The sequence below is a fragment of the Arthrobacter sp. 10N418 genome, from assembly GCF_056394725.1.
In genome coordinates, this window is record NZ_JBFTIK010000003.1 from 219,717 (window position 1) to 244,889 (window position 25,173).

Here is a 25,173-nt window from a genome sequence, read left to right on the forward strand (position 1 = left end):
GCCACCGCGCCCGCGCATCGCAGCGTTCACGGCCGGAGAGGTAGGCTGCGAGGTCTGAGTCGCGCCGGCGAAGGTGGCTACGAGATCCCGCTGATCAGGTTTTCAAGGACGCCCATATTGTGGGAGCCAACGGCCTGGATGCACGAGCGTGCGGTCCCTTCGACGCTGGAATCCGGCATGGGAAGTCCTTTCCTGAGCAGCAGCGGGACCCTCAGGAGGCCATGGGCAACGCGACAACCCGCGGGTGGATACGCAGTTTCCGCGAAGCCTAGCGACTCTGGGGTGGGAGGGGAAGCTCCTGCCCCCATCGACCGGAATGAGCAGCGAGGTTGCGCATGAGGATGATGTCCTCGGTCCTCGCGGCCCGGCGGGCGAGTGACACGGCCATCAGCGGCGCGAAGTTGCAGCACCAGCGCCATAGCCGGTCGGCGTCGATTGGCTCGGCAGTATCAGCGAGTTGACGGCACCGGCTCCAGACGGCCGCTGGGCTGGTCGCTCCGGCCATGGCCAGGTCGGTGAGGTCCATCGCCGGATCGCCGATGCACGGGCGTGGGTCGATGGCGACAATCCCGCGGCCGCCGCCGGCCCGCAGAATGTTGCCGGCGTGAAGATCACCGTGAAGAAGTGAATTACCGCGCCTTGCCATATCCATCGCAGCCGCGCGGCATCGACGCCAGAGTGCATCGTCGATCGGCGGGTCCGGGAGAGCGCGTCGGCGGCGCTCCCACAACTCGAACACGAACTCCACGCGCTCTGCAGCGGGGGGAACATCAGGTAGCGGCGTTTGGCGCGCTGCGTAGAGGTCCTTGATGAGACCGGAGACCTCCGTGATTCCTCCTGTCTCAACGGTCAGCCCAGCGGTGTCGGGTAGCCACTCGAGCAAGATCGCGCTGCGGGCAGCGTCCGCGTCCACCAGGTCGACGACCCCGGGAGCGGCCGCCCAGTACGTCAGCGCGGCCGACTCCTGCTCCGTGATCGCACGGTCGGGTGAGAGCTTGAGGGCGTACCGCGTTTCATCCGCACTCGACACGCACTCCACAACGGCGCCAGTTCCACCCGCGCGGACAGTGCGGGCGTCCAGTCCCCATTTCAGGCAGAGTTCTGCCACGATCGCTCCGAAACCGTCGATCCATTCCGCGGCCGCGGGGCCGAACCGGTCGAGAAGCCGGTCGCGGGCAGCAATGGGCATCGCAACCTGTCTCATGTAGCGATGCTAGGCGTTGCGGTGCCACCCATGCGAACATGTCACCGTCAGATCTCGTGCCGGGACACTGGCCGCCTGGTGGCACACTGGGTCTGCACGCGCTGTGGAAGGAGACCTGGTTGACACCTCTTGCGGATACGGATGTGCCGGCCTGGTGGGAGCAACTCGGATTGCCGGGACTGATCGACATCCACACGCATTTCCTGCCGGACCGCATGATGCGGCGGGTGTGGGCGCACTTTGACGACGCCGGTCCGCTGATCGGGCGCCCCTGGCCGATCACCTACCGCTGGGACCAGGACCGCAGGTTGGCGCACGTGCGCAGGCTCGGCATCCGCCGGTTCACCGCGTTGACGTACGCCCACCGGCCGGGCATGGCGGCGGACCTCACAGACTTCGCCCTGGATCTGGCAGCCACTGAGGCGGACTGTGTTCCGAGCGCGACCTTCTACCCCGAGGACGGTGTCCTGGGCCAGGTCCGGTCGGCCCTCGCACGCGGCGCGCGGGTCTTCAAGGTCCACGCCCAGGTGGGCGGGTTTGACCTCCGCGAGCCCGCACTGGACCCTGTATGGGGGTTGTTGACCGACGCTGAGGTCCCGGTGGTCGTGCACGTGGGCAGCGGCCCTGTTCCGCGGGCCGGTTTCACCGGACCCGACAAGCTTGAGGGCGTCCTCCGACGCCACCCCGGGCTGACCGCCGTCGTCGCCCATCTCGGTGCGCCCGAATACGCCGAGTTCCTCAGCCTTGCAGAGGCGTACCCGCGGGTCCATCTGGACACCACCATGGCTTTCACGGACTTCTTCGAGGCAGGTGACCCGTTCCCTTCAGACCTCCTGCCGCGGCTGGCAGACCTGCAGGAGAAGGTCGTACTGGGGAGCGACTTCCCCAACATCCCCTACCCCTACGCCCACCAGCTGGAGGCCCTTGAACGCCTGCGGGACAAAGAGCCCCGGCTCGACGATGACTGGCTGCGTGCTGTCTGTTGGGACAACGGGAACAGGCTGGTCGGAGACTAGGGCCCATCCGCGCTCGCGGGCTCAGGCTCGGGCCCGGGCCCGGGCCCGGGCCCGGGGATCGCGCTCGGTAGAGTTGAGGACTGCGGCCCGCAGTGCGGATGCCGGCTTCCGTCCGAAAGGTCTTTGTGCGTTGAGCAACCACCCCGTCCTGGCCCGCAGGCTGAACACTTTCGATGCGGTCGTCATCGGCCTCGGCTCCATGGTCGGCGCGGGGGTCTTCGCCGCGTTCACCCCCGCCGCCCAGGCCGCCGGGTCCGGACTGCTCGTCGGCCTGCTGGTGGCCGCCGCCGTCGCGTTCTGCAACGCCACGGCCTCGGCCCAGCTCGCCGCCCAATACCCGACGTCCGGGGGCACCTACGTATACGGACGCGAGCGGCTCGGGCCATGGCCCGGCTTCCTGGCCGGGTGGGGCTTCGTCATCGGCAAGACGGCCAGCAGCGCCGCCATGGCCCTGACCTTTGCCGCCTACGCAGCGCCTCCCGGCTGGGAGCGTCCGGTCGCGATCGCCGCCGTAATCCTGTTGGCCGCAGTCAACTACCGGGGCGTCACGCGCACCGCCGCCCTGACGCGGGTCATCGTCGTCGCTGTCCTGGCGGCCCTGGCCATCGCCGTCGCAGCCTGCTGGGGCCCCGGCGCCGCCGACCCCCTGCGGCTGATCGACGGCGGAGTGCTCTCCCACGGGTGGTACGGGATCCTTCAGTCCGCCGGACTGCTTTTCTTCGCCTTCGCCGGCTACGCGCGCATCGCCACCATGGGCGAAGAGGTCATCAATCCCCGCAGAACCATTCCGCGGGCCATCGTGATCGCGCTGGGCATTGCCATCGCTGTCTACGCCGTCATTGCCGTGAGCATCCTCGCCGTCCTGGGCCCGGACGGCGTCGCAGGGACCCCGGCTCCGCTGGCGGCCGCCGTATCCGCCGGTCCGTGGGAGTGGGCTGCCCCCATCGTCAGGGCCGGCGCTGCTCTGGCCTCACTGGGAGCGCTCCTGGCGCTGATCGCGGGATTGGGCCGGACCAGCCTGGCGATGGCGCGGGAGGCTGATCTGCCCCGCTGGCTGGCCGCCGTCCATCCGCGCTTCAACGTCCCCCACCGGGCCGAGGCGGTCCTGGCCGCTGTGGTCTGCCTTATCATCAGCGTGGCCGATCTCCGGGGCGCCATCGGCTTCTCTTCCTTCGGCGTGCTGATCTACTACCTCGTCGCCAACCTTGCCGCGTTCACCCAGACGGGGGAACACCGCCGCTACCCGAAAGCGCTGCACATCGCCGGCGCGGCGGCCTGCGTGGTCCTGGTGGCCACCTTGCCGGCGGGGTCCGTGATCGCGGGCCTGGCCATGTTCGCCGCCGGCGTCCTGTACCGGGGCGTGCGCCGGCGCCTGCCGGGAACACAGAAGCCCTGACCTTCGGGACAGCGAAGCCTTCCCTCGCCTGGGCTTGGCCAGGTGAAGCCCAGTCAGCAGGGCCCCAGGCGGTGTCAACGGAGCGCGTTGACAGGCCGTTTTGCGGCGAAGGCCTCAACGCAAGAGGTCGGCAATGGCGGCTATTCCGCTTCTGATCGACTCCTCGCGGAGGTCGCCGAAGCCGAGCACGATCCCCGGCGGCCCGCCGAGTCGACACGACCGGTAACGGGCCAGGCCCTGCAGACCGACGGACCGCTCCGCGGCTGCCGCCACGACCGCGTCCTCGTCCGTGCCGGGCGGGAGCCCTGCCACGGCGTGGAAACCGGCGGCCAGCCCGGTCAACGAAGTTCCGGGTGCGTGAACGGCCAGGGCTTCGACCAATGCGGCCCGCCGGCCGGCGTAGACGCCGCGCATGCGCCGCAGATGGCGGTCGAACCGGCCGGATGCCATCAGGCGGGAGAGAATCAGCTGGTCGAGGCCGGGCGACCCGCGGTCGGCCCGGTATTTTTCCCGGGCTATTTCCGCGACCAGGCCCCCGGGAGCGATAACCCAGCCGAGCCGCAGGGCAGGTGCCAGTGACTTGCTCACCGAGCCGATACTGACCACCCGGTCCGCAGCCAGCCCCTGGAGCGAACCGACGGGCTTCTTGTCGTACCGGAACTCGGAATCGTAGTCGTCCTCGATGACGATCCCTTCGCAGTCCATCGCCCATTTCAGCAGCGCCTGCCGTCGTGAGGGCGCCAGGACAACACCCGTCGGGGTCTGGTGCGCGGGGGTGACGATCACGGCTGTGGCGCCGGTGGCGCTGAGGGCATCGACCACCAGCCCCTCCGCGTCAACCGGCACGAACACCGGCCGCAGGCCGGCACGCCTGACCAGCTCCGCCATCTCCAAATGGCCAGGGTCCTCGACGGCGACGCACCGCACGCCGCGCCGCGCCAGAACGGCGAGCGTGAGGCTCAGGCCCTGCGTGAACCCGCTGCAGACCACGACGTTGGCTGCTCCGGCGACGCCGCCCCGCACGCGCCGGACGTACGACGCAACGACCTCGCGGAGCTGGACCAGCCCTCGCGGGTCGGCATAGCCCGCGTCGGCGGCCGACGCCGACCGGGCCACTTCGCCGCAGGCCCACATCCAGTCGCGCATCGGGAAACTGCGGAGGTCGGGCCTGCCCGGGGCAAAATCGATCGCCATGACGGCTGCCAGCGGCGGCGTTCCAGCTTCGACGACACCCGGTCCCGGGGTAAACGCGACGCGGGTCGCCGAACCTCCGCGGGCCAGAAGGTAGCCTTCGGCTTCCAGCTGCTCATAGCTTGCCTGGACGAGGCCCCGGGAGACGCCCAACTCCTCGGACATGCTCCGGGTCGAGGGCAGCCGCTCGCCGGGGGTGAGGCGCCCTGACCGGATTGCGGCCCGCAGCGCCTCCTGCAGCTGGACTCCGAGCGTCCCCCGCTTGCCGCGGTCAAGTCCCAGCAGGAACGACGGCGATGAACCGGACCAGTCAACTGCCATGGAATCGGACCTTACACGTGGGCCACCCTGCGGCCTAGCCTTTCAGCAACGGAAAGTGGAAAGGACCCAAAAATGAAGCCAGTTGCAGTGCCCGACGGTGCCCGCCGGGCGGCGCCCATACCGGGTCTGGAAGATCTTTACGCCGCTGTCAGGGCGGACACGCGTTCCCCGGGCGACTGGCAGTGCGTCGCCGAAACGGTCGCCGCGGCGGTGAGGCCCATTCTCCCGTCCGCCAGGGAGGTATTGCTTGCAGTGCCCGCCGGCGCACGGCACGGCGCCGATCGCGGGCAGGTACTGCATGTGGAGCCGGACGGCTCCTTTTCCGTGGTCGCCCTGGTCACACGCCCGGGTTACGCGACGAGCATCCACGATCACACGTCCTGGTGCGTAGTGGGCGTAGTGGCGGGACAGGAGCGCGAGGAGAGATTTCGCCTGGCCGGGGCGGGCCGGTTCCTCGAACTGACGGGAACCCGGACCGATGACGCCGGCGCTGTTGCCGGATTCGCCCCGCCGGGTGACATCCATCGCGTGACCAATTCGGGAGCCGGGCTGGGCATATCGCTCCACATTTACGGCACCGACATCAACCGCATCGGCAACAGCATCCGGTGCACCTACGATCTACCCCTTTCTCCACGCCGGGTGACCGCGCCGCGGCACTTCTCCACAGCTATCGCCCGGCATTCCTTGGAGGCATCCCCGTGATCACAACGATTTCCGCTGACGGCACCGAGGTGCGCGCTCTTGACTCGGGCCAGGGACCGGCCATCCTGGTCGTCCATCCGGGCATGGATGACGGCAGTTCCTGGCAGAAGGTTGCCGCCGCCCTCGCGGGACAGTTCCGGGTCCTGACTGTGCTGCGCCGCCAGTACCGGCTGGACATCACGACAGGTGCCCCGGCGTCGATCGCCGAGGAGGTCGCCGACATCAAGGCCCTGGCCGAAACGGTCGGGGTCCCATGCTCATTGTGGGGCACTCGTCCGGGGCGGTGGTGGCACTAGAAGCACTGGCGGCGCTTCCGTCGTCGTTCATTGGAGGCGTCCTGTACGAGCCCCCGCTGAGGACCGATGGCCCGGTCGGCGGGGCCGCCCTGCTCAGCGCCCAGGCGGCCATCGCCGCCGGCAGACCCGGGAAGGCCATGCAGATTTTCACCCGCGACATGGTCGGGCTCCCGGCCTGGCAGGCCGGACTCATCCGCATGTTTGTCGGCGCCAGCCCCAGGATGCGCCGCCTCGCGCCGCGGCAGATGGACGACAACGCCGCCTTGGAACAGCTCGGCCTGCGGCTTGACCTGTACAAGGAAATCCAGGCGCCCGTCCTCCTGGTCGGCGGTGACAAGAGCCCGGCCCATCTGGGCCGACGGCTGGAGGTCCTGGCCCGGACCGTGCCCCGCACTGAGAGGCACGTGCTGCGCGGGCAGGGCCACTCCGCCAACCTCAGGGCACCCGACGACCTTGCCCGCGCCATCGCAGACTTCCACGCAGCGACAGTGCGGATGAGCCCCGGGAGCAGGGATTCTTAGCCCGGGCCGCGCCACGTCCGGGCCTCCGGCGGAACGCACTTGAGCGGGATTCCGCCATTCCTCAGGCAGGCTGCCAGACGACAGGGAGCTCTTTGAGACCGTAGATGATGGTGCTGCCGACCCGTTCCAGGGGCGTATCGGGCGCCACCGCGAGTCCCGGGAGGCGCGAGATCACGGCCTGCAGCGCGATCCTGGCCTCGAGCCGGGCAAGCGGCGCTCCGAGGCAAAAGTGGATGCCCTGACCGAACGCGAGGTGGCGGTTGGGTGCGCGCCCGACGTCGAACACGTCCGGATCCGGGAACTGCAGGCCATCACGGTTCGCCGACCCGATCCAGGCAACCAAGGGCGAGCCGGCTGGAATGCGGTGACCGCCCAGTGTCGCATCAACGGCGGCAACGCGGTACATGGACTGGACCGGGGAAAGGTAACGGAGCACTTCTTCAATGGCATCCGGGAGCAGCGCCGGATCGGCGCTGAGCCGCTCGACCGTGCCGGGGTTTTCGCTAAAGCACAGCACCGCATTGCCGATCAGGTTTGTCGTCGTTTCGTTGCCGGCGACAAGCAGCAGGGCACAGAACCCGAGAAGTTCGATGACACTCAGATGCTGGCCGTCGATCTCCGCTTCCAGCAGCTTGCTGATCAGATCGTTGCCGGGCCGGCGCCTGCGCTCCTCGATCATGCCCAGGAAATATTCGGTCATGTCCCGATGGTCCGCGCCGGGTCCGGACCCGTCGTCCGAATGCTGCGCCTGGCTGACGATGAGGTCGGACCACTGTTTAAACCGGTCCCGGTCCGCTGCGGGAATGCCCATGAGCTCCGCGATGACGATCACCGGCAACGGATACGCCAGTTCCTTGATGAGGTCCATGGTTCCGCCGGCAGCCGCCGGGCCCAGTAGCTCATCGGTGATTTCCGAGATGCGCGGGCCGAGGGCCTCCACCGCGCGGGGTGTGAACGCCTGCGTCACCAGGGAACGCAGCTGGCGATGACGCGGCGGATCGGTGTTGATCAGGCTGGCCGCGAAGAGCTGGCCTGTCTCCGACGGGTTATCCCCTCCCATCCGGGAGGAAAATGTGGCGTGCTCGGCGAGGACCCGGTGCACGTCGTCGTAGAGGAAGACATGCCAGACCCCGGACTGCTGGTCCTGGAAGACGGGCTGGTCTCGCCGCATGGCTTCGTAGTGGGGAAACGGATTCAGCTGCTGCTCAAATGCGGAGACGTCCGTCATGGCTGGTCCTCCTGATCAGTCGGGAGACCTGTCCGTCCTGTTGACGGACAAGCCGTCGGGGGCGACGGGCAAGCGGCCCGCGCGGATCCCCCTTAAGTACCCAGCAGCACCATGGTATTCCCGTCCGCCCGCATCCGCCCCGCGGTACCCAAAACAAAGAACCCTATCCGGCCGGAGTTACGACGTCCTCCAACATTGACCTGTCGAAGAACCGGACCTCGCCCGTTTCCGGGAAGAACACCGGAACCACCGACGTGCTCGGGTCCTTCGAGGTTTCGTAGATCTCGGCCGCGCTCCCGTGTTTACGCGCGATGGTTCCGATCAGCTCCGTGCCGCGTACCCGGACGGTTCGATACTTGTAGCTCATTGGGACCCCTTCGTCGGTTGAGGCAAACCCTACTCCTTGCGCGCAGTGTCCGATGAGTCATTCGCGGGAGCCTCCATCACAGGAGGATAATTGCCCCGAGAGCCGACGGCCAGCGTGGGTAACGCCGTGCGGATAACAGGGGGTCCGGATGCAAACACTTGCGCGCATCACGGTGGAGGTGCCTGTACTCAAAATCGGGACCGGCCCTGCGGACTACGAGGACCTGGGCAGCTACGTCGACGCGCTGCGCAGCCGCCAGGGGCTGCACCTGACCCTGCTGCACATCGGCATCCTGGACGAATTCTGCCAGGATGTGGCGGAGTGGACGAAGGACATCACCACCGCCGCAGCCGCTGCCGGCAGGACGGTGGACTGGCTGCAGGCGCTTCCGGTGCTGGGAAGCTTTTCCGGGAGCAGCGACAGACTGGTCGTCCTCGGCGGCGGCAGCGTGTCCGGACTCGAAGTTGAGGTACCCGGGCACGTGCGGGACTATCAGGTCTCCCTCGTGAAGGCGCTGCACGAACTGCTGGACGAGCTCCTCGTGGATAATATCGACGACTTCATACTCAGTTCGCGGGCCCTTGGTTTCAGGTACCCCCATTGGATACCGCACATCGCCGTGGGCCGCCCCAAGTCCAGAGACCGTGGAATCCGGGAGATTGGACGTCTGGGCGTGGATTTCGGTGAGTCCCGAATCAGGAACCGGGCCTCACTCCCGGCCGTCGGTGCGGGATAGGGGCTGAGCCAGGATGCGGCAAATGATGCGGGGGATCCGGGGAATCGCGCAGGCGTCCTTGTTTCGCGTGTTCCAATTGGCCCTCCTCCCGGTCGGGACGGCCGGTTACCTCTGGGGAGTGCCCAAGCTGCTCCTCTACAGCCACCGGACTGGGATTTCGGCGACCCTGCTCGCATCGCTCTACACCCGCTACATGCAGCACAGGCTGGGAACCAGACCTGATGAGCCCGCCGCACGGCTCATGATGGTCATGCCCAACGTTTCCCGTGCAGCCTTCGGGCTGGAGACCGCCCCGACGATCGTGGGACATCTCCTGAGCGGCTATGTTCCGCGGATCTACCGCTATCCCTATGGGGGCGAGCCCCCGATGCGCCACCAGCAGACCGCACGGACAAGCCTCTACGATGCCGCCCTCCGCCGCCACCTCCCCGGCATCGACCAGCTGGTCATCCTCGGCGCCGGGTTCGACACCCGCGTCTACCGCCTCTCACCGGACGTGCACGTGAAGTGCTTCGAGATTGACCAGCCCCGAACCCAGGCCTTCAAACTCGAGATGCTGAAGAGCGCGGGCCTCGCAACTGACCTGGCCACCTACGTGCCCGCCGACTTCCAGGCGGAGGACTGGTTTGAGAAGCTTGCGGCGGCAGGATACGACGCGGCCCGGCCCGCGTTCTTCCTCTGGGAAGCGGTGACCATGTACCTGGACCGCGCGTCCGTCGAGGAAACGTTGCGGCGGATCGCAGGGACGGCCCCCGGCAGCGTCGTTGCCTTTGACTACTTCTCCGCCGGGACCATGGCGTCCCGGTCGCCGTACATGCGCTATGCCCGGGCGACGACGAAATTCGTGGGCGAGCCGCTCACCTTCGGGCTCGACAACGCTCCCCCGGCCCGGCAGCGAGCCGCGGATTTCGTCGCAGCCTTCGGCCTGACGCTTGAAGAACACCGGAATTTCGGAACAGAGACCCGACGGAGGCAGGCCCCGGCGGGATTCGTTGCGGCCACGGTGGGCGAGCAGAACAATGCCGTCCCCTAGCCTTGGAGCATGAATCAAGCGATCTGGCGTAAGTACTCCGAATGGCCCATGCTCGCGGCCGCGGTTTTGTTCCTGACGGCCTATTCCATCCAGGTGATCGCAAACCTGAAGTCCACCCAGGCTGACGCGATCGAGGTCACCATCTGGATCACATGGGCGGCCTTCGCCGTGGACTACGCGGCCAATCTCTACCTGGCACCGCAGCGAGGACGATGGTTCATCCGGAACCTCCACGAACTCCTCGTCCTCATGCTCCCTGCCCTGCGGCCGTTGCGGCTCCTGCGTCTTGTCACCCTGCTACGGATCCTGCACCGCACCGGCGGCAACGCACTACGCGGGCGGATCATTACCTACGTCCTTGCTGCCGCAACACTCCTCATCTACGCGGGCGCCCTGGCCGTGCTCGACGTGGAGGAGAACGCCGAAGGCTCCAACATCACCAACTTCGGCGACGCCGTCTGGTGGGCGATGACCACCATTACAACCGTCGGATACGGAGACCACTTTCCGGTGACCCCGATGGGGCGCCTCGTGGCCGGGGGTCTGATGATCGGCGGGATTGCCGTGCTGGGGGTCGTTACGGCCGCCGTCGCATCGTGGCTGGTGGAGAACGTCGCACTTGAAACGGCAGCGGACGTCGAAGCCAGCGAGGAGCCACTCCGAACAGAGGTTGCCCGGCTCGCGCAACAGATCGACCTCCTCACCGCCCAACTTGCCGGCCAGCAGCGGTCCACGGCAAATCTCCCGCGGCCAGGCTCTTGCCAGAATGGCTGCCCCCACACAGACGGAGAGCCGGACCGTCGGACTTAGCGGACGGGCGTCAGCTCTTCACGAGATCCGCGTGGTGGGCTGCGACAACGTTGGGGTGGGCCCGGAGCCGGTAGCGGAGGGCATTGTCCCCGTAGGTCTCCAGGATCGGGCTGTTGCTCGGGTCAACCGACAGTCCGCGGGCTTTGACCTGAAACTCCGGACTCACCGCTAGCTGTGGCATGGTCGCGTCCAGCGCCGGGTTGTAGAAGAACGGAAGAGAAATCCTGTCGGTCCCGCGGAGGGGCGAGATCACCCGGTGCAGAGTCGCCTTGAGGTAGCCGTTCGTGGCCAGCTCGAGCATCTCGCCGATGTTGACCACGAATGTTCCGGGCACTTGGGGCGCGTCAATCCACTTCCCCTGGTACTCGACCTGGAGTCCGCCCTTGCCGGGTTCGACGAGGAGGAGCGTCAGCACGCCGCCGTCGCGGTGGGACCCGACACCCTGTTTGGGTTCCGGGTTGGACTCCCCCGGATAACGCACAATTTTGAGCAGGGGGAAAGCCCGTGCTGCAAACGCGGCGTCGAAGGTGTCCTCGGGCGCTCCAAGGGACACGGCAAGCGCCCGCAGCAGAGCGAGGGAGATATCACTCAGCCGCTCGGTCCACTCAGAGACAATCTCCCGCATTTCGGGCAGGGCGTCCGGCCACAAGTTGGGCCCCTCCAGGCGCCAATAGTCCGCGATGCCGTCGCCCGGCGTCACAGCGGCACGTTCGACGCCGATGTCGATCTGCTCCCGCCAGTCGACCGCCCCGTCCGTGAGCTCGCCGCCGACGCGCGTGTAGCCGCGGAACTGCGGGCTGTAAACATTCTCGACCGCGAGCTTTTGTTCCTCCGGCAGTTCAAAGAACCGGCGGGAGACCTCGAGCATGGCGTCCGTGAGCTCCTGCGGGACGCCATGGCCGGCCAGATAGAGGAACCCGACCTCATGCATGGCGTTGCGCAGTTCGTCCCGAAACCGGGAGGCCTCCACCGGGCCCGCGCTCAATCGGGAGAAGTCCAGGACGGGCAATGATTCGAGTGACACGTCTTTTAGTCCTTTACAGCAAACTTGGCAAACCGAAGCCTGTATTCGCTCCAATGTTACGGATCCGGCCATAATGTTGGGGATTAACGTGTCGAAATAAGACATCCGGAGCCGGGGCGCCCGCGGTCCCGGGCTGGATCCGGATACCGCGGGACGATCCCCGACGGCGGTCCTCCTTCCTTCGCCGCCTGCCCCGTGAGGGCTTGCCGAGTGCCTGCCCCGGAATCAGAGCGTGGCGGCCCCGGACTCGCCCAGAGGATACTCGCGCGCCAGCTCGGCGACTTTAGGGTCGTGCTCGTCGGCGCCGTAGTCAGAGCTGCGGGTAATGTCCTGCCCGTCGGGAAGCTTCATCGCCCGGAATGCCAGGGACAGGCCGGCTGCGACGATGAGGTTGATCGCGAACGCCACGACAGCGATGTAGACCTGAACGTCGGTGCCGGGAATGGCCGCGATGGCCCCGCCAAAGTGGGCCTTCGTAGCCGGGTTGACCACGTTGTAGGCCGCAATGGTGCCGTACAGGATGCCGGCGGCCCAGCCCGCGAAGAGCGCCCACCGGTGGAACCACCTGGTATAGAGCCCCGCCACGATTGCCGGGAAAGTCTGCAGGATCCAGATGCCGCCGAGGAGCTGCATGTTGATGGCAGCCGACTGGTCCATCGCGATAACGAAAATCAGCGCACCAAACTTCACCACAAGCGAGGCGATCTTGGAGACCTTGGCTTCCTGCCGGGGGTCCGCATTGGGCCGGAACAGGTCCCGGTAGACGTTGCGGGTGAACAGGTTCGCGGCCGCTATCGACATGATCGCGGCCGGGACCAGCGCACCGATCGCGATAGCCGCCAGGGCAACCCCGGCAAACCAGCCCGGGAAGTGGTCCAGGAACAGCTGCGGCACCACCAGTTGAGGGTTGACCGCGCCGTTCAAGTCGATGGGCTTGGTACCGGCCGAGATGGCAACGTAGCCCAGCAGCGCCAGGAACCCTAGCATCAGCGAGTACAGCGGCAGCACCGCGGCGTTCTTGCGGATCGTGTTCCGGCTCTTGGTAGCCAGGACGCCCGTGATCGAGTGCGGATACATGAACAGCGCGAGGGCCGAGCCAAGCGCCAGCGTCCAGTAAGCCGAGTAGCTGGCCGCGCCCGGGATGAAGGCCCCGGTGGGCTTGCCGGTAGCCGGGCTGACCGCGTCCAGCTTTGCCTGGGCCGCATTGAAGATGTTGTCCCAGCCGCCGAACTTGATCGGCAGATAAATCACCGCGACGATGACTGCCAGATAGATCAGCAGATCCTTGACGACGGCGATCAGGGCCGGAGCGCGCAGGCCGGAGGTGTAGGTGTAGGCCGCCAGCACCACAAACGCGATGATCAGCGGCAGGTCTGTGAGCAATGCGTTCTCTGCACTGCCGAGGCCCAGCACTGTGAGGACCGCCTTGATGCCGACCAGCTGCAGCGCGATGTAGGGCATGGTCGCGACGATGCCGGTGACGGCGACGGCGAGCGTCAGGGCCCTGCTGCCGTACCGGCCGCCCACGAAGTCCGCCGGCGTGACGAATCCATGCCGGTGGGAGACGGACCACAGCCGGCTCATGAGCAAGAACACAATGGGGTACAGCACGATCGTGTACGGCACCGCGAAGAAGCCGCTGACGGCGCCGGTGGCCCACATTGCCGCCGGCACGGCCACGAACGTGTAGGCCGTGTAGAGGTCGCCGCCGAGCAGGAACCAGGTCACCCAGGTTCCAAACCCCCGGCCGCCGAGGCCCCACTCATCAAGGCTGTGCAGCCCGCTCCGCTCCCCCGAGCGCCACCGGGCTGCGAGGAAACCTACGACGGCCACGAGAACGAAGAGGATGATCACGATCGTCAGTGCGACGCCGTTGACGGGCCGGTCCGGCGCGGCCAGAGGGACGGTGGCCGCGGTCATGGCTCCTCATCCCCGTTGCGCGTACCCCGCACGGCTTCGCGGCGGCGGCGGTCCTCCCTTGTGACCAGGCCGTACGAGATGCCGACCAGGCCTGCCGTTATCGGAACCCACAGCATCTGGTACCAGTAGAAGAACGGGATCCCGGCCAAGCGCGGCTTATCGACCGAATACGCAGGGACAATCAGGGGAACCAGAATGGCGATAGCGAGCAGGATTCCGGCAATAATGTACGGGCCGGATCTGGCAGGCCCGCGCGTTGGCACATCGGGGCTGGACATCGACGCCTCCTCATCGAGACGGCCCCCGGAGCAGGAAGGGTTTTCCCGGACGTGCCGGCGGCCTGCGGACCGTACGTTGCACCGATCCATGACCAGAATAGACAGTGGGCGTGCTATGCGACAGGGCCGTGCCGGAGCCGCCGGATCTTGGGCGGACCGGACCACGGCATAAGCGCCGGAGAACGCTAACGCCGCCGGACAGTTGACCGGCCGGGCCGTGTTCCAGCGCAGTGGCGCGGGCTGGATCGCCTATCGTTTTGGTATGTGCATGGGACCGGAGGGCGAACTGACGGGCCAGATCTCGATCAATGAGCTGCTCGTCGCGATGGGAGAGGACCCCGTCGAGCCGACGCTCGTCGCCGTCCCCGATGACGCCTCAGCTCTCCTCGATCCGCCGGTGCCGGGTCTTTAGGATGCGGCTACTACCCGATGCCTACCGTGCCGAGCTGGCCAGCAGCCTTGCGCGCCTGAAAGTGCTGGCAGTCGTGCCCCGCGAAATACTGGCACGATCTGTTCCGGCCTGTCCGGGCTGGACCCTCGACCAGCTGTTCGGGCACCTCGGTTCGATCGAACGGTGGGCGGCCGGTGTGGTTAGTCGCGGGACGTTCGTCGAGGAACCAGCGCCGCCGCCCGGGGGCGCCGCGGCATGGTTCCTCGAAGGTGCTGAGGCCTTCCTCGGGACGATGACGGCACTGGATCCCGAAGCACGGTGCTGGAACTTTGGACCGCCCCCGCGCATGGCCGGGTTCTGGCTCCGGCGCCAGGCGCACGAACACGCCATCCACCTCGCCGACGCCTGCCAGGCGTCAGAATCCGAGGTCCCTGCTCTCGGTGCGGACTTCCTGCTCGACGGAATCGATGAGGTCCTGGCAATGTTCGCCCCGCGCCAGCTGCGTCTGGAGCGGATGCGCCGCCCGGAACAGGCCGTGATCTTCCGCGTGCCCGGGGGCGGGAGCTGGACACTCGGCCAGGGTGCCGCCGCCGCATCGATTACCGCCCCCGCGCGCGGCATGTACCTCGGTCTTTGGGGCCGCTCCGATCTCGCAGGGACGGCCTTCATCGAAGGTGACACCGGCCTTGCCCTGCGCGTCCTTCAGGGGCCGCTGACGCCTTGAGCCAGGCCCATGCCCGATTTGTCCGCAGCAACCGTGCCCTATTGTCCGGGCGCCCGGTAGGAGGGTGTCTTCCTGGCTGCGTCGTCGAGGTCGCCGGGCGTCATGAGGGGTTTCAACCGCAGGTCTACGGCGCCCGTCGAATTGATCATGAGGGAGAGTGCGGCGGCCCCGGCTTGCTCCGGGATCTCGAACACCCCCAGGACATCGGTGTCCCCGAACGCGAAGTAGAAACATTCGAGCGAGCCTCCAACGGACTTGAGGGCTTCGACGACCGCATCACGGCGCTTGGTGCCGCCCTCGCGCATGAGGCCCTTTATTCCATCGCCCACATAGTTCGCTTCGAACAGATACTTGGTCATGGTTTTTTCCTGTCCCGTAATGTCCGGGACGGGGGTATGCGAAGGTGTGCCGAACACCCATCGAAGGAAGGTCCCGGAGCTGGTCCCCGAAGTGTGGCCATGCACATCCTAGGCCGTGCTCGTGGCCCTGACAATGAGATTCACGTCGACCCCCGCGCCACCGGATACGCTGCCGCACGCGGAACTTCCACGCTAGGACGGCGGCGGCGCGCCGGGGCCGCGCTCCGGCTCCCGACAGCAGCGGCGCAGGCGGGAGGCGACCGCAAAAATCCATGCCATGAACGTGACGAGGAGGGCGCGTTGCACGAGGCCCTTCCACTCGAACAGCCCGCCCGAGGGCTGCTGGCTGATTTTGAGGACGCCGATCCCGACCGTGAGCAGGACGCCGCTGAATAGTGTCCACCCCGCCAGCGAGCGCCACCCGGGGTCCCTGCGGAAACGCCGATAGAAAACGAAGCAGCTGATGGGCGCAAACGTGAAGACGATAGCGCCGAAAATACCGTGCACAAGGCCATGCGTCGTGGTTTGGTCGAACATCGCCGACGGGTCGGTGATGAATGGTCCGGACGCGATCAGGCTCACTCCGATGCCCTGCACAAGCACGGGGCCGGCCCGGGAAGCCGCGCCGCTGCTGAAGTGGGCGGCGAGGCCCCGGCCGAACGCCACCACCAAGGCGCCGGTCAGCACGAAGTTGAGAATCTGGACCCAGCCCTGGGGGCCGAGGGACAGTTCGCTGACGAACATGCGCGTCGGAGAGTAGCCGGAGTCCAGCCAGCCAAGAACGGTGAAGACAGAGACGAAGAAGACCGCTCCGATCCTGCCCGCCACCGCGGCCAGTTCGACGCGCCGTCGTCGGGCCACCGCATGGCCGGGGAATGGGCGGAAGCTCACATAGTGAAGCCTATCCACTCCCGCAACAGCTCACCGGCGCCCACTGGCGGCCGCCGTTGACAGCCGCGCCCACGACGCCGGCCAAAGCTGCCCCGCCGCAGGGCGTATCCTCCACATACCGACCGAACTGGCGAAGGGACATCCCGTGGCACGCATCTTCATCACCGGATCCGCCGACGGGCTCGGCCGCGCTGCGGCGCGCACCCTCCTGGACGAGGGCCACGAGGTCGTCCTGCACGTCCGAACACCCGAGCGTGCCGCTGCCGTCGCCGATCTCGCCGCACGGGCAGCAGGCGTCGTCGTCGGGGATCTCAGCAGCGCGGTTGGAACCGAAGCGCTGGCCGACCACGTGAACAGCATCGGGAGGATGGATGCTGTCATCCACAACGCCGGCACCTATCTGGAGCCGGAACGGGCTGCGACACCCGAGGGCCACGCGCGGACGCTCGCCGTGAACACCCTGGCGCCCTACGTGCTCACGGCACTCATTGAACGGCCCTCCCGCCTCATTTACCTCAGCAGCGGAACGCACCGCGGAAGCAGCGGCTCACTGCACGACCTCGACTGGACCGAGCGGCGGTGGAATGCCGGCGAGGCCTACGCCGAGAGCAAGCTGTACGTCGCGGCGTTGGCCCTCGCGGTCGCGAGCCGCTGGCCGGCGGTGCTCAGCAATGCCGTGGATCCGGGCTGGGTCCCCACGAAAATGGGTGGCCCCGGCGCTCCGGACGATCTGGAAATGGGGCACCTGACGCAAACATGGCTTGCCACCAGCAACGATCCGGCCGCGCTGGTCAGCGGCGGGTACTGGTACCACCGGAAACAGAAAAGGCCCGCACCTGTCGCCCTCGACCCCGGCTTCCAGGACCGGCTCCTGAACCGGCTCGCGGAGCTCACCGGCATCCCGCTCTCCTGAGCCGCGCCTGTCACCGCCCGGACGGCCGTCATCGCATCCGCAGGCACCCGATGTTTGTACATTCGCTGGATATATTGATACGTTAGCCGCACAACGGGGAGCATTAATTTTCTTTGGGGGAATCATGCACAAAGCGCAAAGACGCGCGCACATGGAGCCTCCGTGCCCGGAGTGTGGTTCCAGAGTGATTCCCATTTGGAAGGACGCGCGTTCTCCGGGTGCCGCCCAGCCCGACTGGGAGGTGGCTGCGCGCCAATGCAGCAGCCTGGGTTGCGGCCTCAATGCGTCCCGGAATTGGTCCGAGACGGCCCCTCTCCCATTCCGCAGCCCGGCGGCGGCCCCAGGCTTTCAGTAACCTTCCGGCAACCCCACTCCCCCGGACCCGGATCGCGTCCAGTATTTGAGACAAGTCAAAATTCCCCGCCAGGCCGGACTATCCTCAAACCGGAGGCACAAGTGGGGGAAATCACGCTCGCGGGCGGTAAGGCGACTTTGGCAGCGGGCCCGGGCGGGACACTGCACCTGACGTGGACGCCCGGTTCGAGTGTTGAAGCGGACGACGCGACCTCCGCCGTCCTGGCAGTACAGAGGATGAGCGGCGGCCGACCGCGACGCCTGCTGGTCGAAATCACTGACGTGGTAATGAGCGCAGGGGCCCGGTGCGTCCTTCTGGAGGCGCGCTTCGTCGCCGCCGTCGCCCTCGTCGGAAGCACGGTCGTTGATCGCGTCGTCGCGGCGGCGCTCCAACGCGAGCGAAACTGCCCCCAACGCTTCTTCACGTCTGCGCTCGACGCCGTGACGTGGTTGGACCAGCTCCCCGATCCGAGCCCGACCGGCGAAGTCCCCGCGCAAGGCTGAGGTTCCCCGGCGCGATCAGCGCCTGCTTTCCGCCCGTTCGCCGCGCGCATGGATAACCTAGGGACGTGGAGGACAAATGACGGTTCTGAGCGCAGGCATCCTGCTCTACCGGTGGAGCGCAACATCGGAGCTGGAGGTTTGGATAGCCCATATGGGCGGACCATTCTGGGCCCACAAGGATGCCCGCGCCTGGTCCATCCCCAAGGGCGAGTTCCTCAGCGACGAGGACCCGCTGGCGGCAGCAAAGCGCGAGTTCGCCGAGGAGATGGGCACCCCCGCACCCTCCATCGACTACCTCCATTTGGGCTCCTTCCGGCAACCCTCAGGCAAGCTCATCACGGTTTTCACGGCCGAATCGGACTTTGACCCGGATCGCATCGTGAGCAACACCTTCCCACTCGAATGGCCTAAGGGATCCGGCACTGTGCGGAACTACCCTGAGGTCGACAACGCAGCATGGACTACAGTGCCCGGAGCCCGGACCAAGCTCGTAGGTGGTCAACTGCCAATCCTCGACGGGCTCATCCAGCTCCTCGGGACCCGCCGCGCATGACGTTGCAGCACGACGGATGGGACCTCCCGTGCGAGCCGCGCCGGGATCGGGAGAGGCTCCAGTGGTTGTGCTAGATTTCGGCCCATGAGCTCCCATCCCGCATCCCACACTGCCGACGGGCCCGCGGCCGTCGCCATCAGGCTGTTGGCGCGGCAGGGCTATGACTCCACGTCCGTTGACGAACTGGCGGATGGCGCGGGCATGAGCCGCAGCACCTTCTTTCGGAAGTTCGGGTCCAAAGAGGATGTCGTCTTCGCTGACCACGAGCGGATCCTGGCGCAGGTGACCGACCGTCTGGCGGAAACGATGCAGGAACCACTCGCAGCAATCGAGGACGCGGCGCTGCTTGTGTTCAACCACCATTTGCGGAACAGGGAAACGTCGCGCGCCCGGTATGAGCTGATGCAGGCCGTGCCGGCCCTCCGGGACCGGGAGCTGGTCACCTCCCACCGGTATGAGCGCGCCTTCCTCCTGCACCTGCTGGATAAACTGCCCGACGGTGAGCATCGTGAATACAAGGCCGTGTCTTTCGCCGCGGCCGCAGTCGCCGTGCACAACGCCTTCCTCCGGCGGTGGCTCCGCTCAACCCAGGATGTCCAGGGAGAAGAAACTAAGTCTGACCGGGAGAGGGCCGCGGCCCTCGCGGACGAACTCCGCGTCCTCTCCGAGATCTTCCGGCCGGCGTTGATTGGGCCGATCGCCTCCGCGTCCGCGTCCCCGGCCGTCGTCGTGACCGTACTTACCGCCGGCGCAGACAAGGACGCCATTCTGAGGGCAGTCCGCGACGCCCTGCCCTAAATCGCCGACACGGACCAGTTTTGACACTGAGTTCCTTGACGTGGAACCGCGATTCACTGCATCCTTAGTCGATGTGGTGTGAGCCACAGGACAAGGGCGCCCACGACCGGGCCCCAAGACGGAGGACGAATAGATGACGACGACGTCGCCCGATGCCGGGTTCGCCGCACCGGCGGTTGCGGACCATTTTCCCGACGGCACCGTAGAACCCCACTACGTTCTGACGGAGGCCCTGGGCACGGACCCGGCGTCCGTCTTCGCTGGTATCAGCGGCGAAGACCGGTCGTACTGGGACCGCGCCCGGCACTTCGTCCAGAACGAGGTACTTCCCGTCATCGACAGCTACTGGGAACGCGGCGACTACCCGCTGCACCTTCTCGGGCGCCTTGGCGAGCTGGACCTGCTGCGGGACGGAACGGCGGTGGAAGGTTTCCCCACGATGAGCAAGATGGCGGCCGGACTCGTGAACATGGAAATCAGCCGCGGCGATGGCTCGGTGGCGACCATGATCGCGGTCCAGGGCGGTCTGGCCCTGCGGTCCATCGCCGAGTGCGGCTCTGACCTGCAGAAGGAACGCTGGCTGCCGGCGGTTGCCGCCGGCAAGGAGTATGCAGCGTTCGCGTTGACGGAGCCCACTCACGGCTCGGACGCGGTGGCCCTCGAATCCACGGCCACTGGAACGGCCGGCGGTTTTCTTCTCAACGGCGAGAAGAAATGGATCGGCAACGGCTCAGTCGGCGGAGTCAGCGTTGTGTGGGCCCGGGGCGAGGACGGCCAGGTCCACGGCTATCTGGTGCCGCAGGACTCCCCCGGTTACTCCGCCACGAAAATCGAAGGCAAGCTGGCCTTGCGTGCCATCTGGCAGGCCCACCTCCGGCTGGAGAACGTCTTTGTCCCCGACGAGAACGTCCTTCCCGGGGCGCGGTCCTTCAAGGACACGGCGCGCGTCCTGCTGGCCACCCGGCTGGGCGTCGCCTGGTCCGCCGTCGGCCATGCAACCGCCTGCTACGAAACCGCGGTCCAGTATGCCAAGCAGCGCCAGCAGTTCGGCCGGCCGCTGGCTGCCTCGCAGATCGTGCAGGAACGACTGGCCCGGATGCTCAGCGAGCTCGCCACCATGCAGCTGATGGTCGTCCAGATGACGCGGCTCGATGAGGAAGGGGCGCTCACGCCCGAACAGGCCTCACTTGCCAAGTACACGTGCACCCGCGTTGCCCGTGGCATCGCGTCCAACGCCCGCGACCTGCTGGGAGGCAACGGCATCCTTCTGGCGAACCGCGTCGCCCGGCACTTCGCCGATATCGAAGCCATCCACACCTACGAAGGCACCGAAACAATGCAGGCCCTCATCATCGGCCGGGGTATCACCGGCACCTCCGCCTTCGCGTGATCCACGCTTTCCCTCCCACCCCGAAAGGATTCCTCGTGAACCAGAACGCCAACATCCCTGTCATCCTCGGCGGCGCCCGCACGCCGTTCGGCCGGTTCCGCGGCGGCCTCACGCCCTTCTCCTCCAGCGAGCTGGGCGCGCACGCTATCCGGGCCGCGCTGGAACGGACCGGCGTCGCCCCGGAACAAATCGGGGCCGTCATCGTCGGACAGGTCATCCAGGCAGGCGCCGGCCAAGGCCCCGCGCGGCAGGCCAGCCTGGCCGCCGGCATTGGCTGGGACGTGCCGACCGTCACGATCAACAAGCTCTGCCTGTCCGGGCTCACAGCTGTGATTGACGCCGCCCGGATGATCCGCGCGGGGGAAGCAGACTTTATCGTTGCGGCCGGCCAGGAATCGATGACCAACGCCCCCCACCTGGTGCCGGGACTCCGGGCCGGCGTCGTCATCGGCGACGCTCCGATGCTCGACTCGCTGAACCACGACGGGTTGCAGGATCCGGTGAGCGGCCTGCTGATGGGGGCCGCCACTGACGCCGGCAACGCCGAGCGCGGCATCGTGCGCGCCGAGCAGGACGCCGTCGCAGCCCGGTCCCACCAGCGCGCCGAAGCGGCGCGCGCCGCCGGAGTGTTCGCCGAGGAGATCGCACCGATCCAGGTGCCCCAACGCAAGGGCCCCGCGGTGACGTTCGAGCATGATGAGGGCATCCGCCCGGAAACCACCGCAGAATCACTGGCCCAACTCCGGCCCGCCTTCTCCAAAGACGAGGCGGCCACCATCACCGCCGGTTCCTCTTCCCCGCTCTCTGACGGCGCAGCGGCCCTGGTGATCGCCAGCAAGGCGGCCGCCGAAGCTGCAGGGCTCGAATGGATTGCCGAAATCGGCGCCCACGGCCAGACGGCGGGACCGGACGGTTCCCTGCATTCCCAGCCGGCCCGGGCGATTGAACGCGCCCTCAAGCTGGAGGGGCTTACCGTGCAGGAACTCGATCTCGTCGAGATCAACGAAGCCTTCGCGTCGGTCCTGATCCAGTCCGCCAGGGACTTGGGCATCGAGACGGACGGCGTGAACGCCGAAGGCGGCGCCATAGCCCTCGGGCACCCGGTCGGGGCGTCGGGCGCGCGTTTGGTCCTGCACCAGGCGCTGGCCCTGAAGCGCCGCGGTGGCGGCACCGGCGTCGTTGCCCTCTGCGGCGGCGGCGGCCAGGGCGACGCCCTGATCCTCAAAGCATGACCATCCCAACGAAGAAGCAGGCCATGACCACCAACATTTCCGCCGACGGCTTTGCAACAATTTCCGTCGCAGCCATCCTGGCCGAATCCGCCCGGAGGACGCCGGACAGCATCGCGCTCGTCGTGGACGAGGACGAGACCACCTACGGCGAGCTGTGGCGTCAGACCCGCGCCTACGCCGGGGCTCTGCGCGCCCGCGGCATCGGCCCTGGAGACGCCGTCGCCGTTTTGATTCCCAACGTTCCGGACTTCGCCAGGGTGTACTACGCGGTTCTGTCGCTGGGAGCCGTTGTGGTACCGGTGCACGCCCTGCTCAAGGCCCGCGAAATCGAGTACGTGCTCCAGGACAGCGGAGCCACTTTGTTGATTTGCGCTGCTCCGCTGCTGAAGGAGGGGGCTGCCGGTGCCGCCGCCAGCGGAATCGGTGTGCTGACGGTGATGGCGGCCGACGACGGCGGGCTGCCCCGGCTTGAAGCGGAGGCCGCCGCGTCTGAGCCGATCCGGACCTACGTCCCCTGCCGGCCCTCGGACACGGCCACGATCCTCTACACCTCCGGCACCACCGGCAAGCCGAAGGGGGCGCTTGGCACCCATTTCGCCCTGGTGGAACAAACCAGCGTCCTGCTAACGAGCGTGATGGATTTCAAACCCGGCGACGTCCTCTTCGGCGGCCTGCCGCTTTTCCACACCTTTGGGCAGACGGTTGTTCTCAACGCCGGCCTGCGCGCCGGCGCGACCATTGTCATGATGCCGCGCTTCAGCGGTGAGGGCGCCCTCAGGCTGCTTGACCGGCACAACGTGAACATCTTTATCGGGGTGCCGACCATGTATGTGGCGCTTCTGGAAGCCGCCAAGACTGTTGCCGTCCGTCCGGCCGCCCTCCGCTACGGCGTCTCCGGCGGAGCGTCCCTCCCGCTGGCCGTGATGGACAAGTTCCGCGACGTTTACGGGGTGGAAATCCACGAAGGCTATGGCCTGACCGAAACGTCGCCGGTCGCTGCCTTCAACCACGTCGGCACGCCGCCCCGGCCCGGCACCATCGGTGTCCCGATCTGGGGCGTCGACATTGAGATTTCCCGCGCCGAAACGATTGAAAGCATCGAACTGCTGCCCGCCGGCGAACTCGGCGAACTCGTCATCCGGGGACACTTGCTGATGAAGGGCTACCTCAACCGGCCGGAGGCCACCGCCGAGGCAATCGTTGACGGCTGGTTCCGCACGGGGGACCTCGGGACGAAGGACGACGACGGCTACCTGACAATCGTGGACCGCAAGAAGGACATGATCATCCGCAACGGGTACAACGTCTACCCCCGCGAGGTTGAGGAAATCCTGCTCACCCACCCGCAGGTCGTCAGCGCCGCCGTCTACGGAGTCCCGCACGATGTCCACGGCCAGGAAATCGCCGCCGCGATCGTGCTCGATGCCGGAGCCACTGCCACGGAGACCGAGCTGATCAAATTCGCCAGCGCACAGCTCGCCGCGTACAAGTACCCCCGGGTCATCAGGCTGCTCACGGAACTCCCCCTCGGACCCAGCGGAAAGATCCTCAAACGGAACCTCGCGACGGAATCCGCCGGATCCTAGAGGACCGGTCCCAGCCCACAACGTCGCGGCCCCGCAGATCTTTCAGGCTCAGCCGATGTTCCGCTCAACAGAAATGGAATCGACCCATGACTGAGACCAGCCGCAAGGACTACAGCACCATCGACGTTCCCGTGCGCGGCGGCCTTCTGCGTGCCGCGATCTGGGGGCCAGCTGATCCCTCGGCCCCGACCGTCCTTGCCGTGCACGGCGTAACGTCCTCACACATGCAGTGGACGGTCCTGGCGGATGCCCTCCCCGGCGTTCGGATCATCGCGCCGGACCTGCGCGGCCGGGGGCGCAGCAACGCGTTGCCCGGACCATTCGGCATGGCCGCCCACGCCCAGGATCTGGCGGCACTACTTGATGCGGCGTCGGCTGACCGGGTCGTGGTGCTTGGCCACTCCATGGGCGCCTTCGCGGCGGCGGTCTTCGCCCGGGCCTACCCGGAGCGGGTGAGCTCGCTCGTGCTGGTGGACGGCGGCCTTCCGCTCACGCTGCCGGCCGGAGTCAGCGTGGACCAGGCCATTGCCGCGATCCTCGGGCCCGCGGCCGCGCGCCTGTCGATGAGTTTCCCGGACCGCGAAACGTATCTCGGATTCTGGCGCCGCCACCCGGCCTTTGCCGACGAATGGAACGACGCCGTCGAAGCCTACGCACGATATGACTTGATGGGGGACGCTCCGGAGCTTCGTCCCTCGACCGCCATTGAAGCTATGACGGAGGACTCGAAGGATCTCCTGGCCGGGACCTCCGTTCGCCAGGCTCTCCAAGACCTGCGCCACCCCACGGTCCTGCTGTGGGCGCCGCGCGGGCTCCTCAACGAGTCCCCAGGTCTTTACACACAGGAAACCGTTGACGCGTGGACCGACATCCAGCCGTCGCTGCACTCCGAAATGGTTTCCGACGTGAACCACTACACAATCGTCATGGGAAGCTCAGGCGCGGCGCAGGTAGCCGCAGCGGTCGGCGACGCTCTGGGCGTGGACCGGGCTTGGCCTGGCATCGACGCCACCGGAACTCACATAACTCCCATCTCCTGAAGCGCCCACGAGTTACCATCCGGATCGCTGAAGTACGCGAATTTGACGCCGCCCATGTCGTCAATATCGCTCACGGTGGCACCGTGGTTGATGAGTTGTTCGCGCGCGGCAGCTATGTCGTCAACCACTAAATGCATGCCCTTGACCGTGCCGCCGTCCGGGTTGCTGTTGCCCATCCCAGAGCCGATGACGATGGAGCATGCTGAACCAGGTGGCGTCAGCTGGACAATCCGCATGCCATTCCCGGGCTGCACGTCGTGATCCAGATTGAACCCGACGGTGTCCGTGTAGAAAGCCTTACTCCGGTCCACGTCTGCTACCGGCAGCGGCACCAGTTCCAGTTTCATTTGTACGCGCATGTATTTCTCCTAGTATTTTCTTTACTGACGCTT

The 25,173-nt window shown here is 66.9% G+C and carries 28 protein-coding genes; 18 read left to right on the forward strand and 10 right to left on the reverse strand.

The window, feature by feature from the left end; all coding sequences use genetic code 11:
* Positions 1-268: 268 nt before the first annotated feature.
* Positions 269-1,204, reverse strand: a complete 936-nt coding sequence (locus AC1DCZ_RS03745) for an aminoglycoside phosphotransferase family protein (RefSeq protein ID WP_476973413.1) — start codon at positions 1,202-1,204, stop codon at positions 269-271.
* Between the two features lie 119 nt (positions 1,205-1,323).
* Between AC1DCZ_RS03745 and AC1DCZ_RS03750 the strand changes: the two genes are divergently transcribed.
* Entirely contained in the window at positions 1,324-2,220 is an 897-nt protein-coding gene (locus tag AC1DCZ_RS03750) for an amidohydrolase family protein (protein ID WP_476973414.1), read from the forward strand.
* A gap of 130 nt (positions 2,221-2,350) precedes the next feature.
* Positions 2,351-3,616 (forward strand): APC family permease, encoded by a 1,266-nt coding sequence (locus AC1DCZ_RS03755; protein ID WP_476973415.1) that lies wholly within the window; start codon positions 2,351-2,353, stop codon positions 3,614-3,616.
* A gap of 114 nt (positions 3,617-3,730) precedes the next feature.
* On the opposite strand, the gene pdxR is transcribed toward AC1DCZ_RS03755, so the two are convergent.
* Positions 3,731-5,128 (reverse strand): MocR-like pyridoxine biosynthesis transcription factor PdxR, encoded by a 1,398-nt coding sequence (gene pdxR, locus AC1DCZ_RS03760; RefSeq protein WP_476973416.1) that lies wholly within the window; start codon positions 5,126-5,128, stop codon positions 3,731-3,733.
* Between the two features lie 72 nt (positions 5,129-5,200).
* Here pdxR and AC1DCZ_RS03765 point away from each other — a divergent pair, with 72 nt between their 5' ends.
* Genes AC1DCZ_RS03765 through AC1DCZ_RS03775 form a run of 3 tightly spaced genes read left to right on the forward strand, consistent with a single transcriptional unit; the run spans position 5,201 to position 6,650 of the window.
* Complete coding sequence (locus AC1DCZ_RS03765; protein ID WP_476973417.1) at positions 5,201-5,833, forward strand: cysteine dioxygenase family protein; 633 nt, start codon at positions 5,201-5,203, stop codon at positions 5,831-5,833.
* Positions 5,830-6,129: an alpha/beta fold hydrolase gene (locus AC1DCZ_RS03770; RefSeq protein WP_476973418.1), complete on the forward strand. Its 300-nt coding sequence runs from the start codon at positions 5,830-5,832 to the stop codon at positions 6,127-6,129. Before AC1DCZ_RS03765 ends, AC1DCZ_RS03770 begins: the two co-directional genes overlap by 4 nt.
* Positions 6,120-6,650, forward strand: coding sequence for an alpha/beta fold hydrolase (locus AC1DCZ_RS03775; protein ID WP_476973419.1), 531 nt, complete (start codon positions 6,120-6,122; stop codon positions 6,648-6,650). The genes AC1DCZ_RS03770 and AC1DCZ_RS03775 overlap by 10 nt, the downstream gene beginning before the upstream one ends.
* A 61-nt stretch (positions 6,651-6,711) precedes the next feature.
* Here AC1DCZ_RS03775 and AC1DCZ_RS03780 read toward each other — a convergent pair whose 3' ends face one another.
* Together AC1DCZ_RS03780 and AC1DCZ_RS03785 are read right to left on the reverse strand one after the other, a co-directional pair.
* Positions 6,712-7,878, reverse strand: coding sequence for a cytochrome P450 (locus AC1DCZ_RS03780; RefSeq protein ID WP_476973420.1), 1,167 nt, complete (start codon positions 7,876-7,878; stop codon positions 6,712-6,714).
* A gap of 163 nt (positions 7,879-8,041) precedes the next feature.
* Positions 8,042-8,245, reverse strand: coding sequence for a hypothetical protein (locus AC1DCZ_RS03785; RefSeq protein WP_476896202.1), 204 nt, complete (start codon positions 8,243-8,245; stop codon positions 8,042-8,044).
* A gap of 148 nt (positions 8,246-8,393) precedes the next feature.
* Here AC1DCZ_RS03785 and AC1DCZ_RS03790 point away from each other — a divergent pair, with 148 nt between their 5' ends.
* The 3 genes from AC1DCZ_RS03790 to AC1DCZ_RS03800 are packed head-to-tail and all read left to right on the forward strand — an operon-like array spanning position 8,394 to position 10,824.
* On the forward strand, positions 8,394-8,981 hold the full coding sequence (locus AC1DCZ_RS03790) for a hypothetical protein (protein WP_476973421.1): 588 nt from the start codon (positions 8,394-8,396) through the stop codon (positions 8,979-8,981).
* A gap of 22 nt (positions 8,982-9,003) precedes the next feature.
* A complete protein-coding gene (locus tag AC1DCZ_RS03795) occupies positions 9,004-10,014 on the forward strand; it encodes a class I SAM-dependent methyltransferase (protein ID WP_476973422.1) in 1,011 nt (336 codons plus the stop codon).
* Between the two features lie 9 nt (positions 10,015-10,023).
* Entirely contained in the window at positions 10,024-10,824 is an 801-nt protein-coding gene (locus tag AC1DCZ_RS03800) for a potassium channel family protein (protein ID WP_476973423.1), read from the forward strand.
* A 10-nt stretch (positions 10,825-10,834) separates the two neighbouring features.
* Here AC1DCZ_RS03800 and AC1DCZ_RS03805 read toward each other — a convergent pair whose 3' ends face one another.
* The 3 genes from AC1DCZ_RS03805 to AC1DCZ_RS03815 form a co-directional block, all read right to left on the reverse strand.
* Positions 10,835-11,848, reverse strand: coding sequence for an isopenicillin N synthase family dioxygenase (locus AC1DCZ_RS03805; RefSeq protein WP_476973424.1), 1,014 nt, complete (start codon positions 11,846-11,848; stop codon positions 10,835-10,837).
* 225 nt (positions 11,849-12,073) lie between these two features.
* Positions 12,074-13,768 (reverse strand): monocarboxylate uptake permease MctP, encoded by a 1,695-nt coding sequence (gene mctP, locus AC1DCZ_RS03810; protein ID WP_476973425.1) that lies wholly within the window; start codon positions 13,766-13,768, stop codon positions 12,074-12,076.
* On the reverse strand, positions 13,765-14,046 hold the full coding sequence (locus AC1DCZ_RS03815; RefSeq protein WP_476973426.1) for a DUF3311 domain-containing protein: 282 nt from the start codon (positions 14,044-14,046) through the stop codon (positions 13,765-13,767). Before AC1DCZ_RS03815 ends, mctP begins: the two co-directional genes overlap by 4 nt.
* A gap of 262 nt (positions 14,047-14,308) precedes the next feature.
* Between AC1DCZ_RS03815 and AC1DCZ_RS03820 the strand changes: the two genes are divergently transcribed.
* Entirely contained in the window at positions 14,309-14,458 is a 150-nt protein-coding gene (locus AC1DCZ_RS03820; RefSeq protein WP_476973427.1) for a hypothetical protein, read from the forward strand.
* 1 nt (position 14,459) lies between these two features.
* Positions 14,460-15,161, forward strand: a complete 702-nt coding sequence (locus AC1DCZ_RS03825) for a maleylpyruvate isomerase family mycothiol-dependent enzyme (RefSeq protein WP_476973428.1) — start codon at positions 14,460-14,462, stop codon at positions 15,159-15,161.
* A gap of 38 nt (positions 15,162-15,199) precedes the next feature.
* On the opposite strand, the gene AC1DCZ_RS03830 is transcribed toward AC1DCZ_RS03825, so the two are convergent.
* The gene (locus AC1DCZ_RS03830; protein ID WP_476973429.1) at positions 15,200-15,520 is read right to left on the reverse strand and encodes a GYD domain-containing protein; all 321 of its coding nucleotides are present in this window, start codon (positions 15,518-15,520) and stop codon (positions 15,200-15,202) included.
* A 192-nt stretch (positions 15,521-15,712) separates the two neighbouring features.
* Positions 15,713-16,411 carry a DUF998 domain-containing protein gene (locus AC1DCZ_RS03835; RefSeq protein ID WP_476973430.1) on the reverse strand — a complete coding sequence of 233 codons (699 nt, stop codon included), beginning with the start codon at positions 16,409-16,411 and terminating at the stop codon, positions 15,713-15,715.
* Between the two features lie 145 nt (positions 16,412-16,556).
* Between AC1DCZ_RS03835 and AC1DCZ_RS03840 the strand changes: the two genes are divergently transcribed.
* The 8 genes from AC1DCZ_RS03840 (at position 16,557) to AC1DCZ_RS03875 (ending at position 24,781) form a co-directional block, all read left to right on the forward strand.
* Positions 16,557-17,324: an SDR family NAD(P)-dependent oxidoreductase gene (locus AC1DCZ_RS03840; RefSeq protein ID WP_476973431.1), complete on the forward strand. Its 768-nt coding sequence runs from the start codon at positions 16,557-16,559 to the stop codon at positions 17,322-17,324.
* Positions 17,325-17,780: 456 nt separating this feature from the next.
* Entirely contained in the window at positions 17,781-18,182 is a 402-nt protein-coding gene (locus AC1DCZ_RS03845; protein ID WP_476973432.1) for a DUF7793 family protein, read from the forward strand.
* Between the two features lie 76 nt (positions 18,183-18,258).
* Positions 18,259-18,735, forward strand: coding sequence for an NUDIX hydrolase (locus tag AC1DCZ_RS03850; RefSeq protein ID WP_476973433.1), 477 nt, complete (start codon positions 18,259-18,261; stop codon positions 18,733-18,735).
* An 84-nt stretch (positions 18,736-18,819) separates the two neighbouring features.
* Positions 18,820-19,533, forward strand: a complete 714-nt coding sequence (locus AC1DCZ_RS03855) for a TetR/AcrR family transcriptional regulator (RefSeq protein ID WP_476973434.1) — start codon at positions 18,820-18,822, stop codon at positions 19,531-19,533.
* Positions 19,534-19,666: 133 nt separating this feature from the next.
* Positions 19,667-20,923, forward strand: a complete 1,257-nt coding sequence (locus AC1DCZ_RS03860; RefSeq protein WP_476973435.1) for an acyl-CoA dehydrogenase family protein — start codon at positions 19,667-19,669, stop codon at positions 20,921-20,923.
* Positions 20,924-20,958: 35 nt separating this feature from the next.
* Complete coding sequence (locus AC1DCZ_RS03865; protein WP_476973436.1) at positions 20,959-22,155, forward strand: acetyl-CoA C-acetyltransferase; 1,197 nt, start codon at positions 20,959-20,961, stop codon at positions 22,153-22,155.
* 23 nt (positions 22,156-22,178) lie between these two features.
* On the forward strand, positions 22,179-23,741 hold the full coding sequence (locus AC1DCZ_RS03870) for a long-chain-fatty-acid--CoA ligase (protein ID WP_476973484.1): 1,563 nt from the start codon (positions 22,179-22,181) through the stop codon (positions 23,739-23,741).
* Positions 23,742-23,827: 86 nt separating this feature from the next.
* Positions 23,828-24,781, forward strand: coding sequence for an alpha/beta hydrolase (locus AC1DCZ_RS03875; protein ID WP_476973437.1), 954 nt, complete (start codon positions 23,828-23,830; stop codon positions 24,779-24,781).
* On the opposite strand, the gene AC1DCZ_RS03880 is transcribed toward AC1DCZ_RS03875, so the two are convergent.
* The gene (locus AC1DCZ_RS03880) at positions 24,760-25,140 is read right to left on the reverse strand and encodes a VOC family protein (RefSeq protein WP_476973438.1); all 381 of its coding nucleotides are present in this window, start codon (positions 25,138-25,140) and stop codon (positions 24,760-24,762) included. The two genes, AC1DCZ_RS03875 and AC1DCZ_RS03880, sit on opposite strands and share 22 nt — an antisense overlap.
* Positions 25,141-25,173: the final 33 nt, after the last annotated feature.